We start from the raw sequence: 16,383 nt of genomic DNA, 5'->3' as shown, positions 1-16,383 counted from the left end.
CGCCGCACCACCGAGGCCGACGACGACCCGCCCCGCGCCGGCGTCCACCGCGGCCCGGACGAGCGTGCCGACGCCGGCGGAGGTCCCGCGCCCCACGTCGTGGCCGGCCGGGAGCAGCGCGCGCCCGACCGCCTGGGCGGCCTCGACGTACGCGGTCCGCCCGTCGTCCGCCAGGAGCACGGTCGCGGGCGCGGGGGCGCCGGACGGCGTCGTGGTCGTCACGGCGAGGAGCTCGCCGCCGAGCGACGCCCGCAGCGCGTCGACGAATCCGGGGCCGCCGTCGGAGAGCGGCGCGCCGACGACGTCGTCGTGCGCCGCGGCCGCGCGCCACGCGTCGGCGACCACCGACGCGGCCTGCGCGGGCGGGAGCGGTCCGAGGGTGCCGGGGGCGACGAGGACGTGCACGAGCGGCATGCTCGCACGGGTCGGCACCCCGGCCGTGCCGCCGCCCGACGGTCCCCCCGCCCGCCGCACGCGCTGTGCGAGGATTCTGCGCGTGACGACCCCGACGTTCACCGAGCCCCTCCCCTCGGCCCTGCTGCTGCTCGGTCGCGGTGCCGACCTGGCGTCCGAGCGCGGCGTCGAGTGCGCGGGCGACCTGCCGGCGCCGAGCGACCCGGACCTCGTCGAGCGCGCGCGTGCGGCCCGCGCCGCGCTGGGCGACCGCGCGTTCGTCCTCGGGCACCACTACCAGCGCGACGAGGTCATCCAGTTCGCCGACGTCACGGGTGACTCGTTCAAGCTCGCGCGCGAGGCGGCCGCCCGGCCCGAGGCCGAGTTCGTCGTCTTCTGCGGCGTGCACTTCATGGCGGAGTCGGCCGACATCCTCACCTCCGACGCGCAGCAGGTCGTCCTCCCCGACCTGGCGGCCGGGTGCTCCATGGCCGACATGGCCGCCATCGACCAGGTCGAGGACGCGTGGGACGTGCTCGTCGAGGCCGGCGTCGCGCCGCGGACCGTCCCGGTCACGTACATGAACTCGACCGCCGCGATCAAGGCGTTCACGGGCCGCCACGGCGGCACCGTCTGCACGTCGTCGAACGCGCACGTGGCGCTGCGGTGGGCCTTCGACCAGGTGGGCGGCCTGGAGGGCGACGGCAAGGTGCTCTTCATGCCCGACCAGCACCTCGGGCGCAACACCGCCGTGCTGCAGCTCGGGCTCACCCTCGACGACTGCGTCGTCTTCGACCCGCGCAAGCCCGGCGGCGGGCTCACCGCGCAGCAGCTGCGGGACGCCCGGATGATCCTGTGGCGCGGCCACTGCTCGGTGCACGGCCGCTTCTCGGCGCGCAACGTCGCGGACGTCCGCGCGGCGGACCCCGGCGTCACCGTGCTCGTCCACCCCGAGTGCCGCCACGAGGTCGTCACGGCCGCCGACATGGTCGGCTCGACGGAGTACATCATCAAGGCGCTCGACGCCGCGGAGCCCGGCTCCTCGTGGGCGATCGGCACGGAGCTCAACCTCGTCCGCCGCCTCGCGGCCGCCCACCCCGAGCTGACCGTGCACTACCTCGACTCGACGGTGTGCTTCTGCTCGACGATGAACCGGATCGACCTCCCGCACCTCGTCTGGGCGCTCGAGTCGCTCGTCGCCGGGCGTCCCGTGAACCGCATCGTCGTCGACCCCGACGACGCCCACTGGGCGCGCGTCGCGCTGGACCAGATGCTGGCGCTGCCCGGCTACTGAGCGCGGACGAGCCGGACCGTCCGAGGAGGCGAGCCATGACCACGCAGGGTGCGATCCGCGTCGGGGTCTTCGTGTTCGACGGCGCCGAGGAGCTCGACGTCGTCGGGCCGTGGGAGGTGCTGGCGTACTGGGCGGCCCACAGCGACCTGCGGCCCGAGGTGCTGACCTTCTCCGCCGACGGGGGCGGCGTCCGGTGCGCGAAGGGCCTGTGCCTGGTCCCGGACACGAGCGCCGACGAGGTGGGCCCGCTCCACGTGCTGGTCTACCCGGGTGGCCGCGGCACGCGGCCGCTGATGCGCGACGAGGACCACCTGGCGTGGGTGCGCGGGCTGCGCGCGCGCACCCCTCTGATGACCAGCGTGTGCACGGGCGCGCTGGTGTACGCGGCCGCGGGCCTGCTGGCGGGCCGCCCGGCGACGACGCACTGGGGCAGCCTCGACGAGCTGACCGCCGCGGACCCGTCGGTCCTCGTCGACGCGGACGCGCGCTTCGTCGACGACGGGGACGTGGTCACGTCGGCCGGCGTCTCCGCGGGGATCGACATGGCGCTGCACCTCGTCGCCCGGCTCGAGTCCGTGGACACCGCCCGCCAGGTACGGCGCGGTATCCAGTACGACCCCGACCCGCCCGTCTAGCCGCGTCCCGGGTGCCTCGCGCCCGGACCGCGCGCCCCGGTGGTTAGCATCGCGGCGTGATGAGGACGATCCAGCTGACGAAGGCCACGCTGCGCCCCCGACGGGCGGTACCGGGGGCCACGATGGCCGACACGTCCGTCACGCGGATGCGGGTGCAGCCGTTCGACCTGGACCTGTACCGCCACATGAACAACGGCGTCTACCTGCAGTGCATGGACATCGCCCGCAGCAACCTGCTCGCCGACCTCGGGGCGTTCGGGCTGCTCGCGGAGCGGGGCTGGTACCCCGTCGTCGCCGCGCAGACCATCAAGTACCGCCGTTCGCTCCTGCCCTTCCAGCGCTTCGAGATCCGCACCCGCGTGCTCGGCTGGGACGAGCGGGTCGTCTACCTGGAGCAGGAGTTCGTCCGCGGCGCGGACCACATCGCGCGCGGCGTGGTCGCCGGCCGGTTCCTGTCCCGCGACGGCGCCCGCGTGCCCGCCCCCGAGGTGGCCCGGCTCATCGCGGGCGAGCAGACGCCGAGCCCCGAGCTGCCGGACGACGTCGCGACGTGGGCGCGCGCGGTGGACGTCGCGGCGCGCTGACCCCGCCCCTCAGCGGCGCGCCAGCCGCTCCAGGAGCAGCGCCTCCGCCAGCACGACGTTGCGCAGCTCGCCGAGGTGGACGGACTCGTTCGCCCCGTGCGCCCGCCCGTCCGGGTCCTCGACGCCGGTGACGAGGATCGACGCGTCCGGGTAGAGCTCCAGCAGCTCCGCGATGAACGGGATCGACCCGCCGATGCCGATGTCGACCGGAGCGCTCCCCCACGCCTGCGCGAACGCCCACCGCGCGGCCCGCATCCCGTCCGAGTCCTGGGGCGCCTGGAACGGCTGCCCGGCCTCGCCGTCGCGCACCTCGACCCGCGCCCCGAACGGCGCGTGCGCGAGCAGGTGGGCGCGCAGCGCGTCCATCGCGGCCGCCGGGTCCTGACCGGGCGGGATGCGCAGCGAGAGCTTCGCGGTGGCCCGCGGCGTGATCGTGTTCGAGGCGCTCGCGACGCGAGGCGCGTCGAAGCCGATCACGCCGATCGCGGGGCGCGTCCACAGCCGCGCGGTGATCGGGCCCGTGCCCGCGAGCCGCACACCGTCGAGCACCCCGGCGTCCGCGCGGAACGTCGCCTCGTCGTACTCGACCGCGGGGTCGGGCGCGGCGCCCAGGCCAGCGACCGCGACGTCGCCGTTCTCGTCGTGCAGGGTCGCGACGAGGCGCGCGAGCAGCGTCGGCGCGTCGAGCACCGGGCCGCCGTACATGCCGGAGTGGATCGCGTGGTCGAGCACCGCCACCTCGACCTCGCAGTCCACGAGGCCGCGCAGCGAGGTGGTCAGCCCAGGCGTCCCGATCGCCCAGTTCGACGAGTCCGCCACGACGATGACGTCCGCCGCGAGCTCGTCGCGGTGCGCGTGCAGGAACGCCGTGAAGGTCGGCGAGCCGATCTCCTCCTCGCCCTCGACGAACACCGTGACGCCCACCCCGAGCTCGTCGCCCAGGACGCGCAGCGCCCCGAGGTGCGCCACCACCCCGGCCTTGTCGTCCGCGGCGCCGCGGCCGTACAGCCGGCCGTCGCGCTCCGTCGGCTCGAACGGCGGGGTCACCCAGTCGGCGTCGTCGCCGGGCGGCTGGACGTCGTGGTGCGCGTACAGCAGCACCGTCGGCGCTCCCGCCGGCGCCGGGCGGCGGGCGATGACGGCGGGCCGGGAGACGGCCCCGTCGGGCGCCGTCACCGTGAGGACCTCGGCGGGCAGGCCGGCGGCCTCCAGCAGGGCCGCCACCGCCGCCGCGCTCGCGTCGACGTGCGCCTGGTCGAACTCGGCGTTCGAGACGCTCGGGATCCGCACGAGCGCCTCGAGGTCCGCGCGCAGGCCGGGGAACAGGGCCGCGGCGCGCTCGCGCAGCTGCGCGACGCGCTGCTCCGGGACGTCGTGGACGGGGGTCGGGGCGTCAGGCGTCGTCACGACCGGCCACGCTACTCGACTACGCTGGGCGCGTGTTCTCGCGCGACAAGACCAGCGGCAAGGGCGTCCCGGACGCGCCGGCGACCCCCGCACCCGAGGCCTCCGACGCCGGCCCGGGCGGCAAGGGACGGCCGACGCCGCGCCGCAAGGACGCCGAGGCCGCCAACAAGCGCCCCCTCGTGCCGACGGACCGCCGGACCTTCGGCACCGGCGACAAGGCCGCGCGCAAGGCCATGCGGGACGCCCAGCGCGAGCAGCGCGAGCGCGAGTACCGCGCGATGCAGACGGGCGAGGAGCGCTACCTCCCGCCGCGCGACAAGGGCCCGGTGCGCAAGTACGTGCGTGACTACGTCGACGCCCGCTGGAACCTCGGTGAGTTCTTCCTGCCCGTCGCGGCGTTCTTCCTCGTCGCACAGCTGGTGCTGGCGTCCGCCGCCCCGGGGCTGGCCGCGATCGCGCTGCTCGTCCTGTACGTCTACGTCATCGCGGCGATCGTCGACGGCTTCGTCCTGTGGCAGCTCCTCAAGCGCCGCCTGGCCGCGCGGTTCGGAGCCGAGCGGGTGATCCGCGGCACGTGGATGTACGCGGTGCTCCGCGCCTTCCAGATCCGGCCCTCGCGGCTGCCGAAGCCCCAGGTCAAGCGGGGTCAGAAGCCCGAGTGACGGCGGGCTCCCGGGCCGGCTCCGGCGCCGGGGCAGCGATCGTCGTGCGCGGGAGCACGACGCCCACCAGCGGGCCGACGAGCAGCGCGTAGGCGATCGTCGCCGGGCCGAACGTGCCGCCGAGCGCCACGCCCGTCAGGACGACGACCACCTCGATCGACGTCCGGACGAGCGCGACCGGCCGACCGGTCCGGCGCACCAGCCCGGTCATGAGCCCGTCGCGCGGGCCCGGGCCGAGGCCGGCACCCACGTACAGGCCGGTGGCGAGCGCGTTCGTCACGATGCCGGCCGCGGCGAGCGCGATCCTCACCGGCATCCCGGGGTCCGGCAGCCACGCGTCCATGAGGGCGAGCGCGGGGTCGACGAGAGCGCCGATGACGACGACGTTGGCGACGGTGCCCAGCCCGGGGCGCTGCCGCAGCGGGATCCAGCACAGGAGCACGAGCACGCTCGTCAGCACGATGACGGTGCCGAGCGACAGGCCCGTGCGCCGCGCCACCCCCTGCGAGAGGACGTCCCACGGCATCGTCCCGAGGCCGGGGTGGACGAGGAGCGCGATGCTGACCGCGTACAGCACGAGACCGGTGAACAGCTGGGTGAGCCGGCGGGCGGCCGGGGCGGGGACGAGCGCGGCGGGCCCCCGGCGCCCCGTCATCGGGGGGCGCCGGCGTCGAGCGTGGTCCCCGCGGACCAGGTGAGGTGGGAGGCGGGAGCGGGGCGGGAGCCCAGCCCGTCGCGGCGCACCTCGCGGACGAGGGCCACGAGCTCCACGAGCGCGAGCAGCGCCCCGATCGTCAGCAGCAGGCCCATGGCCCTACTGTGACCCGCGAGTGGCCTTGGCATCCATAGCCACTCCTGACAGAGTGGCCCTGTGCCTTCCGTCGACGCGTCCCCCGACCCCCGCCTCGTCCCCGAGCTCGCGCCCGAGCGCCGCATGGCCGGCGGCCGGCTCGCCGCGGTGCTGGGCACCTGGCAGCGCTCCGGGGCGCCCGCGTACGTCGCCCTGGCCGACGCGCTGCGCTCGGCGGTGCTCTCGGGGACGGTCCCGCTCACCACGCGGGTGCCCGGCGAGCGGGAGCTCGCGCAGGCCCTCGGCGTCTCCCGCACCACGACGAGCGCGACGTACGACCTCCTGCGCGACGAGGGCTACCTGCTGAGCCGGCGCGGGTCGGGCACCGTCACGACCCTGCCGTCGCGTCCCGGCGCACGGGCGTCCGTGGCGTTCGGCGCGCCGTCGGACGACGTCGTCGACCTGACGGTCGCCGCGCCGTCGGCGCCGAGCACGCTGCACGCCGCCTACCTGGCGGCGCTCGACGCGCTCCCCCGCCACCTGGCCGGCACGGGCTACTCGCCGCTCGGCCTGCCGGTGCTGCGGGAGGCGGTGGCGCGCCGGTACACCGGGCGCGGCGTCCCCACGACGCCGGACCAGGTGCTCGTCACGTCCGGCGCGCAGGAGGCGATCCACCTGCTGGTGGCGGCGCACGCCGGGGCCGGCGACCGCGTCGTCGTCGAGCACCCGACGTACCCGCACGCGATCGACGTCGCGCGGGCCGCCGGAGCCCGGCCGGTCCCGGTCCCGGCCGGGTACGACGGGCTCGACGTCGACCTGCTGGAGTCGACCGTCCGGCAGAGCGCGCCCCGGCTCGTCTACCTCATCCCCGACAACCGGAACCCCACGGGCACGAGCCTCACGGCGGAGCAGCGTGACCGGGTCCGCTCGCTCGCGCGCCGCCACCGCACGGCCGTGGTCGGCGACGAGGTGCTGACGGACCTCACCCTGGACGGCCCGGCGCCGGAGCCGTGGGCGGGCGACGGCGGGGCCGCCGGCCTCGTCGTGTCCGTCGGGTCGGCCTCGAAGTCCTTCTGGGGCGGGCTGCGCGTCGGCTGGGTGCGCGCCCACCCCGACCTCGTCGCGCGGCTGGCCGCGACGCGCGCCCACGTCGACATCGCCAGCGCGGTGCTCGAGCAGCTCGTCGTGGCGGAGCTGCTCACGAACGGCGAGGACCTGCTCGAGCGGCGGCGGGCGGTGCTGCGCGAGCGGCGGGACCTGCTGGTCGGCCTGCTGCGCCGGCGGCTCCCCGACTGGCGGGTACCGGTGCCCGCCGGCGGGCTCTCCGTCTGGGCCGACCTCGGCTCCCCCTCGTCGACGGCGCTCGCCGCCGTGAGCCTGCGCCACGGGGTCCGAGTGGCGCCGGGCACGGCGTTCGGGGCGGACGGCAGCTTCGAGCAGCACCTGCGCGTGCCCTTCAGCGAGAACGAGACCGCGCTGCACCGCGCGGTCGACGGCCTCGCCGCCGCCTGGGAGAACCTGGAGGGCGGCGGGTCGCTGCCGGCGACGACCTCGTTGCGCGCCGTCGTCTAGCGGGTGCGCCGACGGGCCGGGCCCGCGCGCCTCACCGCCCGGCGGCGGACGGCAGCGGCACGGTCGCGGTGGCCTGGCGCCCCTCGTTCACGAGCCGCGCGGCCTCGACCCCCGCGGCCGCGAGCGATCGCCAGTGCTCGCCGAGCCACGACTCGGCGTCGAACTGCGTCGTGAAGACCGGGCTCACCGGACGGTCGAGGACGAGGCCGTCCGCCCCGTCGAACTGCCACTCCCACTGCGGACGGACCACCATCAGCGTCGCTCCTGCCTCGCGTCGTGCGCACCGTCGCGGCTGCCGTGGGGCGGCTGCCCGGCGCGGGTCCGCGCGTCGGCCGCCAGCGCCCCGGAGATCCGGGTCGCGTACCGGGGCCCGCGGTAGATGAAGCCCGTGTACCCCTGGACCAGCGTCGCGCCGACGGCCAGGTACTCCCGCGCGTCCGCCGGGTCGCTGATGCCGCCGACCCCGATGATCACGGCCTCCGGGCCGAGCCGGGACCGCAGCCGGGCGACGACGTCCAGACCGCGCGGGAGCAGCCGCGGGCCGGACACGCCGCCGGGGCCGAGGTCGTGGGCGACGGTGGTGTTGACGGCCACCACGCCGTCCAGGCCGAGCTCGGCCGCCAGCTCCGCGACCGCGTCGACGTCGTCGTCCGACAGGTCCGGGGCGATCTTGACGAGCAGCGGCACGACCGGCCGTCCCGCCCGGGTCGTCGCCTCGTCGGCCGCGACGCGCGTCGCCTCCAGGATCGGCCGCAGGGCGTCGACGGACTGCAGGTCGCGCAGGCCGGGCGTGTTCGGCGAGGAGACGTTGACGACGAGGTAGTCGGCGTACGGCGCGAGCCGGCCGGCGCTCGTCGCGTAGTCCTGCGGCGCCTGCTCGGCGGGCGTCACCTTCGTCTTGCCGAGGTTGACGCCGACGACGAGCCGCCGGCCGCGGGGCGTCGAGCGCAGCCGTCGCAGCCGCGCCGCCACGGCCTGCGAGCCCTCGTTGTTGAAGCCCATGCGGTTGCGCAGCCCGCGCTCCTCCAGCAGCCGCCACAGGCGGGGCGCCTCGTTGCCCGGCTGCGCCTCGGCCGTCACGGTGCCGACCTCGACGAAGCCGAAGCCGAGCATCGCCAGGCCCGCGACCCCGCGGGCGTCCTTGTCGAAACCGGCCGCCACGCCGAACCGGGACGGAAAGCGCCGCCCCCAGACGACCGCCTCGCCGCCGCGCCGGACGCCGAAGGCCGCGCCGACGACGTCACGCAGGACCGGTGTCGCCGCGACGCCCCGGATCAGGCCGAAGGCCAGGTGGTGGGCGCGCTCCGGGTCGAGGCGACGCAGCACGAGGTCGAACAGCAGCCGGTACACGCGCTCACCCTAGGTCGTCGGCCGCGGCGGGCGACGGCCTGCCCGTGCGCCACAGCCACCACAGGCCGACGAACGGCAGCACGAGCGGCACGTAGCCGTAGCCCTGGCCGTAGCCCGACCACACCGTCGCGTCGGGGAAGGCCGCCGCGTCGGCCAGCGAGAGCGTGCCGACCGTCAGGACCCCGACGAGCTCGACCGTGACGGCGACCCAGGCCACCCGTCGCCAGTCGCGGGCCAGGGCGACCGTCGCGAGCACGTACACGAGCCCGGCGACGAGCGAGAGCGTGTAGGCGACGGGCGCCTCGTCGAAGTGACGGACGATCTGGTAGCCGGCGCGCACGGTCGCGGCCAGCGCCAGCACGCCGTACACCGCCACCAGCACGCGGCCCGCGCCGGCGCCGGTCGGGCGGGTGCCCCTGGTCACGGTCGGGCGGACCGCGCCGCCGTCGTCCTGCGTCACACCGCACCCCAGATCTGCAGCAACCTGTACTCGAGGAACGCCACGGTCAGCGCCGCGACGAGGAGCACGACCGAGCTCCACCGGGTCCGCTCCGCGAACGCCCACGCCGCCGCCACGGGCAGGATCACCGCCTGCGTCGCGACGTACCCCCACAGCAGCACGCCGTCCACGGGCGGCGCGTCGCTCACGGCCAGCCAGCCGGCGACGACGGCCTGCACGACGAGCACGCCCTCGACGACCGCGGCGCCCCAGAGCTGGCGCAGCACGACCGCGCGGTCGCGGACGACGAACCACGCCGCCCAGCCGCCCAGCACCGCGCACAGCGCGACGACGAGGAGGGCGAGCGGCATGACCACGGCGCACACGATAAGGCCCCGGCGCCCGCAGGCCGCGCCGGCTCCGGTGCGAGGCGCTCCCGACCGCACCCGGGACCCGCCGCCGCGGCCGCCGTGCGGAGCGCGGCTAGCATCGTCGTCGTGATCTCTCTGACCTCCCAGGACCCCGCCCGCCTGCCCGTCGACGCCGTCGTCGTGGCCGTCGCCCAGAAGGACGGCGCGCCCGTCCTCCTCGAGGCCGACTGGCTGCCGAAGGAGCTGCGCACCGGCCTGCAGCGCGACGCCGCGGTGCTCGGGATCACCGGCGCGACCGACGAGGTCCGACGGGTGCCGGGTGCGGGCATCGCCGCCCCGGCGCTGGTCCTGGCCGGCGTCGGTGCGGGCGACGTCACGCCCGAGACGCTGCGCCGCGCGGCGGGCGCCGCGACGCGCGAGCTCGGCGGCACCCGGTCCGTCGCGCTCGCGCTGCCGGCCGGCGACCTCGCGTCGGTCGCCGCGGTCGCCGAGGGCGCGCTCCTCGGCGCGTACTCCTACACGCGCTACCGCACCTCGGAGGCGGCGGCCACGGCCCCCGTCGCGGAGGTGCAGGTCGTCTCACGCCTCGCCAAGGACAAGGCCGCCCGCGCCGCGCTCGAGCGCGCCCAGGTGCTGGCCGACGCGGTGCACGGCACGCGCGACCTGGTCAACGCCGCGCCCAACGACCTCTACCCCGCCGTGTTCGCCGACCTGGCCGCCTCGACCGTCAAGGCGGCGGGCGTGCGCTCGCTCAAGGTCTCGGTGCTCGACGAGAAGGCGCTGGCGGCCGGCGGGTACGGCGGCCTCGTCGGCGTCGGCCAGGGCTCCGTGCACGGCCCGCGCCTCGTCAAGGTGGCGTACTCCCCCGCGAAGCCGGTCTCCCGCGTCGCGCTGGTCGGCAAGGGCATCACGTTCGACTCGGGCGGCATCTCGATCAAGCCGGCCGCGAACATGGACGAGATGAAGTCCGACATGGCGGGCGCCGCGGCCGTCCTGCACACCGTGGTCGCCGCCGCGCGGCTCGGGCTGCCGGTCGCCGTCACCGGCTGGCTGTGCCTCGCCGAGAACCTGCCGTCGGGCACGGCGCAGCGCCCGTCCGACGTCATCACCATCCGGGGCGGCAAGACGGTCGAGGTGCTCAACACCGACGCCGAGGGCCGGCTCGTCATGGCCGACGGGCTCGTCGCCGCCGTGGACGAGAAGCCGGACGCCGTCATCGACATCGCGACGCTCACCGGCGCACAGCTCATCGCCCTCGGCCCGCGCGTCTCCGCGGTGATGGGCACCGACGACGTCCGCGACGAGGTCGTGGCCGCCGCGACGGCGAGCGGCGAGCAGTTCTGGCCGATGCCGCTTCCCGCCGAGCTGCGCGCGGGCCTGAAGTCGAAGGTCGCGGACATCGCCAACGTCGCCGACCGGCTCGGCGGCATGCTGACCGCCGGCATCTTCCTCCAGGAGTTCGTCGGCTCGACGCCGTGGGCCCACCTCGACATCGCCGGCCCGGCGTTCAACGCCAAGGGCGGCTTCGGGTACACCCCGGTCGGCGGGACGGGCGTGGGCGTCCGGACGCTCCTCGCGCTGCTCGAGGCCCGCGCCGGGCGCTGAGCGGCCCGTACCGGCGGCCGCCCGTCAGAGCGCGTCGCGCTCGCGGGCGGCCCGCCGGGCGAGGATGCGCTGGCGCGCGTTCCAGTCGCGGTAGCGCTGCGGGTACCCGGTGCGCTGCACGTCGTACACCGGGATGCCCATCGAGACCCCCAGCTCGTGCGCCGCGCGGGCGTCGGGCACGCGCCGCCGGGTCCACTCGCCCTCCGTCGACACCAGGAGGACGGTCGTCGGCGTGACGTTCGTCGGGGGCTCGACGTAGGCCTCGACCCCGACGCGCGTCGCGACGAAGTCGCGCAGGTGCGCGGTCGTCGCCGCCCGCGCCTCCTTGTCGCTCGGGGCGTCGGTGGCGGACGGCCGGCGGCGTCGCGAGAACAGGCCCATGCGGGCAGGGTAGCCGCGCCACCCGGACGTTCCCTGGGAATCCGCTGGGGTGCGGGCCGGGCATTCATGGGATGACTGTCTCGGAGATCACGCCGCACGCGCCGCCGCGCAGGTCGTTCGCACCGCGCGGGGATGACAAGATGGTCGGCGAGCTTCACTCATCGACGCCTGAGGAGTCTGCACGTGGCCGACACGACCGGCACCGCTTTCGACATCGTCGTCCTGGGAGCGGGCAGTGGCGGCTACGCCGCCGCCCTCCGCGCCGCGCAGCTGGGCAAGAACGTCGCCCTCGTCGAGGCCGACAAGGTCGGCGGCACCTGCCTCCACCAGGGCTGCATCCCGACCAAGGCCCTCCTGCACGCGGCCGAGCTGGCCGACAACGCTCGCGAGGGTGCCCACTTCGGCGTGCACTCCACGCTCGAGCGCATCGACATGGGCGAGGTCAACCAGTACAAGGACACCGTGATCGGCGGCCTGTACAAGGGCCTGCAGGGGCTCATCAAGTCCCGCAAGATCACCGTCATCGAGGGCTACGGCACGCTCACCGGCCCGAACACCGTCACCGTCGACGGCACCGAGTACACGGGCGAGCACATCGTGCTCGGCACCGGCTCGTACGCGCGCTCGCTGCCCGGCCTCGAGATCGGCGGCCGGGTCATCACCTCCGACCAGGCGCTGACCCTCGACTGGGTGCCGAGCTCCGCGATCATCCTCGGCGGCGGCGTGATCGGCTCCGAGTTCGCGAGCGTGTGGAAGTCGTTCGGGGCGGACGTCACGATCATCGAGGCGCTCCCCCACCTGGTCCCCAACGAGGACGAGGCGATCTCCAAGGCGTTCGAGCGGGCCTTCCGCAAGCGCGGCATCTCGTTCAACCTCGGCGTCCGCTTCTCCGGCGTCACCCAGGACGACAACGGCGTGCACGTCTCCCTCGAGGACGGCAAGACCTTCGACGCCGACCTGCTGCTCGTGGCCGTCGGCCGCGGCCCGCGCACGTCCGGCCTGGGCTACGAGGAGCAGGGCATCCGCCTCGACCGCGGGTTCGTCCTCACCGACGAGCGCCTGCACACGGGCGTCGCGAACATCTGGGCGGTCGGCGACATCGTCCCCGGCCTGCAGCTCGCCCACCGCGGCTTCGCCCAGGGCATCTACGTCGCCGAGCAGATCGCGGGCCTGAACCCGCAGCCGATCGTCGAGTCGGGCATCCCGCGCGTGACGTACTCCGAGCCGGAGGTCGCGTCGGTCGGCGTCACCGAGGCCCGCGCGAAGGAGGTCTACGGCGCCGACTCCGTCGAGACGCTGGAGTACAACCTCGCGGGCAACGGCAAGAGCAAGATCCTCGGCACGCAGGGCTTCATCAAGCTCGTGCGCCAGAAGGACGGCCCGGTGGTCGGGGTGCACATGATCGGCGCCCGCGTCGGCGAGCTCATCGGCGAGGGCCAGCTCATCGTCAACTGGGAGGCCTACCCCGAGGACGTGGCCGCCCTGGTGCACGCCCACCCCACGCAGAACGAGGCGCTCGGCGAGGCCCACCTGGCCCTGGCCGGCAAGCCGCTGCACGCCCACAACTGACGCCACGATCGAAGGAGAACCGAGCCGTCATGTCCGAGAACGTGCAGCTTCCCGCCCTGGGTGAGTCCGTCACCGAGGGCACGGTCACGCGCTGGCTGAAGAACGTGGGCGACCGCGTCGAGGTCGACGAGCCCCTGCTCGAGATCTCGACCGACAAGGTCGACACCGAGATCCCGTCCCCGATCGCCGGGGTGCTCGAGCAGATCCTCGTCCAGGAGGACGAGACCGTCGAGGTCGGCGCCACGCTGGCCGTCATCGGCTCCGGCGAGGGCGCGGGCGCGGAGGGCGGCGAGCAGCAGGCCGCCCCCGCCGAGCAGGCTCCCGCCGACGAGGCGCCGGGCGAGTCCGGCGCGCAGGAGCAGCAGGCCCAGCCGGAGGAGTCCGCCGCCGAGGCCGCCCCGCAGCAGCAGGCGCCCGAGCAGCACGAGGAGGCGGCCGCACCCGAGGCGCCCGCCGCGCCCGCCGCCGGCTCCGGTGCCGCCGAGGGCGAGGAGGTCACCCTCCCCGCGCTGGGCGAGTCCGTCACCGAGGGCACCGTCACCCGCTGGCTGAAGTCGGTGGGCGACACCGTCGAGGTGGACGAGCCGCTGCTCGAGATCTCCACCGACAAGGTCGACACCGAGATCCCGTCGCCCGTCGCGGGCACGCTGCTCGAGATCCGGGTCCAGGAGGACGAGACCGTCGAGGTCGGCGCCGTCCTGGCCGTCGTCGGCTCCGGCGCGGCACCGGCGGCCCAGGCCGCCCCGGCCCCGCAGGCCCCGGCCGAGCAGGAGCCCGCCCCTGCGCAGGCGCCCGCCGCTCAGGAGCCCGCCCCCCAGGCGGCCGCTCCCCAGGGCGGCGGCTACGAGTCGCCCGCGCCCGAGGCCGAGACGGCGCAGCCGGCTCCCGCTCCCGCCGCCGAGGAGGCTGCCTCCCAGCAGCCGACCACCCAGCAGGCGCCCGCCGCGTCCGTCAGCGGCTCGTACCTGACGCCGCTCGTCCGCAAGCTCGCGGCCGAGAAGGGCGTCGACGTCGCCTCCCTCACGGGGACGGGCGTGGGGGGCCGCATCCGCAAGGAGGACGTGCTCGAGGCCGCGGCCCGTGCCGAGGCCGAGGCGAAGGCGGCGGCCGAGAAGGCCGCCGCGCCCGCCGCGGCGCCGGCTGCTGCGGCGCCTGCCGCCGCGCCCGTGGCGTCCGTCCCGTCGGTCTCCCCGCTGCGGGGCACGACCGAGAAGGCGAGCCGCCTGCGCCAGATCATCGCCCAGCGCATGGTGGAGGCCCTGCAGACGCAGGCGCAGCTCACCACGGTGGTCGAGGTCGACGTCACCAAGATCGCGAAGCTGCGCGCCCGCGCGAAGGAGGACTTCCGGGCTCGTGAGGGCGTCAACCTCACGTTCCTGCCGTTCTTCGTCCAGGCCGCGGTCGAGGCGCTCAAGGCCTTCCCGAAGGTGAACGGCGTGCTCGAGGGCAACACGATCACCTACCACGGCCAGGAGAACGTCGGCATCGCGGTGGACACCGAGCGCGGCCTCGTCGTGCCCGTCATCCGCGAGGCCGGCGACCTCAACCTCGGCGGCATCGCACGGAAGATCAACGACCTCGCGACGCGCACGCGCGCCAACAAGGTCACGCCCGACGAGCTGTCCGGCGCCACGTTCACCGTGACGAACACCGGCTCGGGCGGCGCGATCATCGACACCCCGATCGTCCCGGTCGGCACGTCGGCGATCCTCGGCACCGGCGCCATCGTCAAGCGTCCGGCCGTCGTGAAGGGCCCGGACGGCGAGGACGTCATCGCCATCCGCTCCCTGTGCTACCTCTGCCTCTCCTACGACCACCGGCTGGTCGACGGCGCCGACGCGTCGCGCTACCTGTCCGCGGTCAAGGCCCGGCTCGAGGAGGGCGCGTTCGAGGCCGAGGTCGGCCTCTGACGGACCCGTCGGGCGCGGCCTGACCCCCACGACGCCCCGGGTGCCCCGAGCACCCGGGGCGTCGTCGTCCCCGGCGACGCCGCGCGGTCGCGCTGGAGCGCCGCCCGGCGACCGCAGGCGGGGCTGCCGTCGCGCTCCTAGGGTGGCCGGATGCGCATCGTCGTCGCGGGCTCCCACGGCTTCATCGGCTCCGCCCTGCTCCCCCGGCTGCGCGCCGGCGGGCACGAGGTCCGCACGCTGGTGCGCCGGCCGGCAGCCGACCGCGACGAGATCAGCTGGGACCCCGACGCCGGCGCCCTCGACCCCGGCGCGCTCGACGGGGTCGACGCCGTGGTCGACCTGGCGGGCGTGAACGCCGCGTCCCGCCCCCTGACGGCCGCTCGCAAGCGCGCGGTGGTCGCGTCGCGGGTGCGGACCGCCGGGCTGCTGGCGCGGACCATCGCGGCCCGCCGCACGGACCTGCCGGTGCTGCTGCAGGCGTCCGGCATCGGCGCGTACGGCGACCGCGGCGACACGCCCCTCGACGAGCAGGAGCCGCTGGGCACCACCTTCTTCGCCGACGTCGTCCGGCAGTGGGAGGCGGCCGTCCGTCCCGCGCAGGCCGCGGGCGCCCGGGTGGTGCTGCTGCGCACCGGGGTGGTGCTCGGCCGCGGCGGCGGCGCGCTGCAGCCGCTGCTGCCGGTCCTGCGCGCCGGCCTGGGCGGGCGGCTCGGCTCCGGCGAGCAGTTCTGGCCGTGGATCACGCTCGTCGACGAGGTGCGCGCGATCGAGCACCTGCTGACCGCCGACGTCGACGGCCCGGCCAACCTGGTGGCGCGCGCGGACCGCAACCGTGACGTCGTGGCGGCGCTGGCGCACGCCTTCCACCGCCCGGCCGTCGTCCCGGTCCCCGCGTTCGCGCTGCGGCTGGCCCTGCGGGACTTCTCCTCGGAGGTGCTCGGCTCGGTCCGTGCCGTGCCGGCGGCACTCGAGCGCTCCGGCTTCGTGCCCGAGCACCCCGACCTCGACCGCGCGGCGCACTGGGTCGCCCAGGGCTGACGGGCGACGGTCAGGCGCCGTCGGCGTCCGACCCGGCGGCCGGCTCCCCCGGGCGGACGGCCCACACCCGCCAGCCCCGCCCGTCGGTCCAGCGCAGCTCGAGGACGACGTGGCGCGCGCCCGAGGCGGGCACCGCCTCCTGCGACCCGTCCGCCGCGAGCCGCCGGTGCGCCGTGGTGGACGACGCCACCGCGACGAGCGCGGTACGTCCGGAGGTCTCGAGCGTGCGGGCCTCGTGCACGACCGCGGCCAGTCCGGAGCGGCGCTCGCCCGCGAGCCTGCCGACGAGCGCCGTGTCGTCGCGGTGCGCCGGGCCTCCGGCGACCTCGCTGTCGCGCAGGGCGGCGGCGGACGCGTCGGCGAGGGCGGCCATCCGGCGGCGG

The 16,383-nt window shown here is 75.9% G+C and carries 19 protein-coding genes; 9 read left to right on the top strand and 10 right to left on the bottom strand.

Annotated features, from left to right (window positions below):
- Nucleotides 1-414, bottom strand: a 414-nt coding sequence (locus HGCM_RS20465; protein WP_040399777.1) for a glycerate kinase, incomplete at its 3' end; no start/stop codon positions are given.
- Nucleotides 415-496: 82 nt separating this feature from the next.
- Here HGCM_RS20465 and nadA point away from each other — a divergent pair.
- The 3 genes from nadA to HGCM_RS11240 are packed head-to-tail and all read left to right on the top strand — an operon-like array spanning nt 497 to nt 2,906.
- Nucleotides 497-1,687 carry a quinolinate synthase NadA gene (gene nadA, locus HGCM_RS11250; protein ID WP_019136936.1) on the top strand — a complete coding sequence of 397 codons (1,191 nt, stop codon included), beginning with the start codon at nt 497-499 and terminating at the stop codon, nt 1,685-1,687.
- 35 nt (nt 1,688-1,722) lie between these two features.
- Complete coding sequence (locus HGCM_RS11245) at nt 1,723-2,322, top strand: DJ-1/PfpI family protein (protein ID WP_019136935.1); 600 nt, start codon at nt 1,723-1,725, stop codon at nt 2,320-2,322.
- Between the two features lie 56 nt (nt 2,323-2,378).
- Complete coding sequence (locus HGCM_RS11240) at nt 2,379-2,906, top strand: acyl-CoA thioesterase (RefSeq protein WP_019136934.1); 528 nt, start codon at nt 2,379-2,381, stop codon at nt 2,904-2,906.
- A 9-nt stretch (nt 2,907-2,915) separates the two neighbouring features.
- Here the strand turns inward: HGCM_RS11240 and HGCM_RS11235 are convergent, their stop codons facing one another.
- On the bottom strand, nt 2,916-4,313 hold the full coding sequence (locus HGCM_RS11235) for a dipeptidase (RefSeq protein WP_019136933.1): 1,398 nt from the start codon (nt 4,311-4,313) through the stop codon (nt 2,916-2,918).
- Between the two features lie 32 nt (nt 4,314-4,345).
- Here HGCM_RS11235 and HGCM_RS11230 point away from each other — a divergent pair, with 32 nt between their 5' ends.
- Nucleotides 4,346-4,975 carry a DUF3043 domain-containing protein gene (locus HGCM_RS11230; RefSeq protein ID WP_019136932.1) on the top strand — a complete coding sequence of 210 codons (630 nt, stop codon included), beginning with the start codon at nt 4,346-4,348 and terminating at the stop codon, nt 4,973-4,975.
- On the opposite strand, the gene yczE is transcribed toward HGCM_RS11230, so the two are convergent.
- On the bottom strand, nt 4,950-5,630 hold the full coding sequence (gene yczE / locus HGCM_RS11225) for a membrane protein YczE (RefSeq protein ID WP_019136931.1): 681 nt from the start codon (nt 5,628-5,630) through the stop codon (nt 4,950-4,952). The two genes, HGCM_RS11230 and yczE, sit on opposite strands and share 26 nt — an antisense overlap.
- Entirely contained in the window at nt 5,627-5,785 is a 159-nt protein-coding gene (locus HGCM_RS20125) for a hypothetical protein (RefSeq protein WP_019136930.1), read from the bottom strand. The genes yczE and HGCM_RS20125 overlap by 4 nt, the downstream gene beginning before the upstream one ends.
- 61 nt (nt 5,786-5,846) lie before the next feature.
- On the opposite strand from HGCM_RS20125, the gene yczR reads away from it, so the two are divergent.
- On the top strand, nt 5,847-7,337 hold the full coding sequence (yczR, locus tag HGCM_RS11215; protein ID WP_019136929.1) for a MocR-like transcription factor YczR: 1,491 nt from the start codon (nt 5,847-5,849) through the stop codon (nt 7,335-7,337).
- 31 nt (nt 7,338-7,368) lie between these two features.
- Here the strand turns inward: yczR and HGCM_RS11210 are convergent, their stop codons facing one another.
- From HGCM_RS11210 to HGCM_RS11195, 4 genes are read right to left on the bottom strand one after another with little or no spacing between them, the layout of a single operon-like run.
- Nucleotides 7,369-7,590 carry a hypothetical protein gene (locus tag HGCM_RS11210; protein WP_019136928.1) on the bottom strand — a complete coding sequence of 74 codons (222 nt, stop codon included), beginning with the start codon at nt 7,588-7,590 and terminating at the stop codon, nt 7,369-7,371.
- The gene (locus tag HGCM_RS18085) at nt 7,590-8,687 is read right to left on the bottom strand and encodes a quinone-dependent dihydroorotate dehydrogenase (protein WP_019136927.1); all 1,098 of its coding nucleotides are present in this window, start codon (nt 8,685-8,687) and stop codon (nt 7,590-7,592) included. Before HGCM_RS18085 ends, HGCM_RS11210 begins: the two co-directional genes overlap by 1 nt.
- 4 nt (nt 8,688-8,691) lie before the next feature.
- A complete protein-coding gene (locus HGCM_RS11200; protein ID WP_019136926.1) occupies nt 8,692-9,147 on the bottom strand; it encodes a hypothetical protein in 456 nt (151 codons plus the stop codon).
- The gene (locus HGCM_RS11195) at nt 9,144-9,503 is read right to left on the bottom strand and encodes a hypothetical protein (RefSeq protein WP_019136925.1); all 360 of its coding nucleotides are present in this window, start codon (nt 9,501-9,503) and stop codon (nt 9,144-9,146) included. The genes HGCM_RS11200 and HGCM_RS11195 overlap by 4 nt, the downstream gene beginning before the upstream one ends.
- A 120-nt stretch (nt 9,504-9,623) precedes the next feature.
- On the opposite strand from HGCM_RS11195, the gene HGCM_RS11190 reads away from it, so the two are divergent.
- Nucleotides 9,624-11,102, top strand: coding sequence for a leucyl aminopeptidase (locus tag HGCM_RS11190; RefSeq protein WP_019136924.1), 1,479 nt, complete (start codon nt 9,624-9,626; stop codon nt 11,100-11,102).
- Nucleotides 11,103-11,126: 24 nt separating this feature from the next.
- Here the strand turns inward: HGCM_RS11190 and HGCM_RS11185 are convergent, their stop codons facing one another.
- A complete protein-coding gene (locus HGCM_RS11185) occupies nt 11,127-11,483 on the bottom strand; it encodes a hypothetical protein (RefSeq protein WP_019136923.1) in 357 nt (118 codons plus the stop codon).
- Nucleotides 11,484-11,666: 183 nt separating this feature from the next.
- Between HGCM_RS11185 and lpdA the strand changes: the two genes are divergently transcribed.
- The 3 genes from lpdA (at nt 11,667) to HGCM_RS11170 (ending at nt 16,000) form a co-directional block, all read left to right on the top strand.
- Nucleotides 11,667-13,052, top strand: coding sequence for a dihydrolipoyl dehydrogenase (gene lpdA / locus HGCM_RS11180; RefSeq protein ID WP_019136922.1), 1,386 nt, complete (start codon nt 11,667-11,669; stop codon nt 13,050-13,052).
- A 29-nt stretch (nt 13,053-13,081) separates the two neighbouring features.
- Nucleotides 13,082-14,962 carry a 2-oxoglutarate dehydrogenase, E2 component, dihydrolipoamide succinyltransferase gene (gene sucB / locus HGCM_RS11175; protein WP_019136921.1) on the top strand — a complete coding sequence of 627 codons (1,881 nt, stop codon included), beginning with the start codon at nt 13,082-13,084 and terminating at the stop codon, nt 14,960-14,962.
- Between the two features lie 150 nt (nt 14,963-15,112).
- On the top strand, nt 15,113-16,000 hold the full coding sequence (locus HGCM_RS11170; RefSeq protein WP_019136920.1) for a TIGR01777 family oxidoreductase: 888 nt from the start codon (nt 15,113-15,115) through the stop codon (nt 15,998-16,000).
- 10 nt (nt 16,001-16,010) lie between these two features.
- On the opposite strand, the gene HGCM_RS11165 is transcribed toward HGCM_RS11170, so the two are convergent.
- The coding region (locus HGCM_RS11165) for a hypothetical protein (RefSeq protein ID WP_218917046.1) at nt 16,011-16,383 on the bottom strand (373 nt) is incomplete at its 5' end.

This window comes from Cellulomonas massiliensis JC225, from assembly GCF_000312005.1.
Lineage (GTDB): Bacteria > Actinomycetota > Actinomycetes > Actinomycetales > Cellulomonadaceae > Cellulomonas > Cellulomonas massiliensis.
This window is presented reverse-complemented; position numbering and strand designations above follow the sequence as displayed.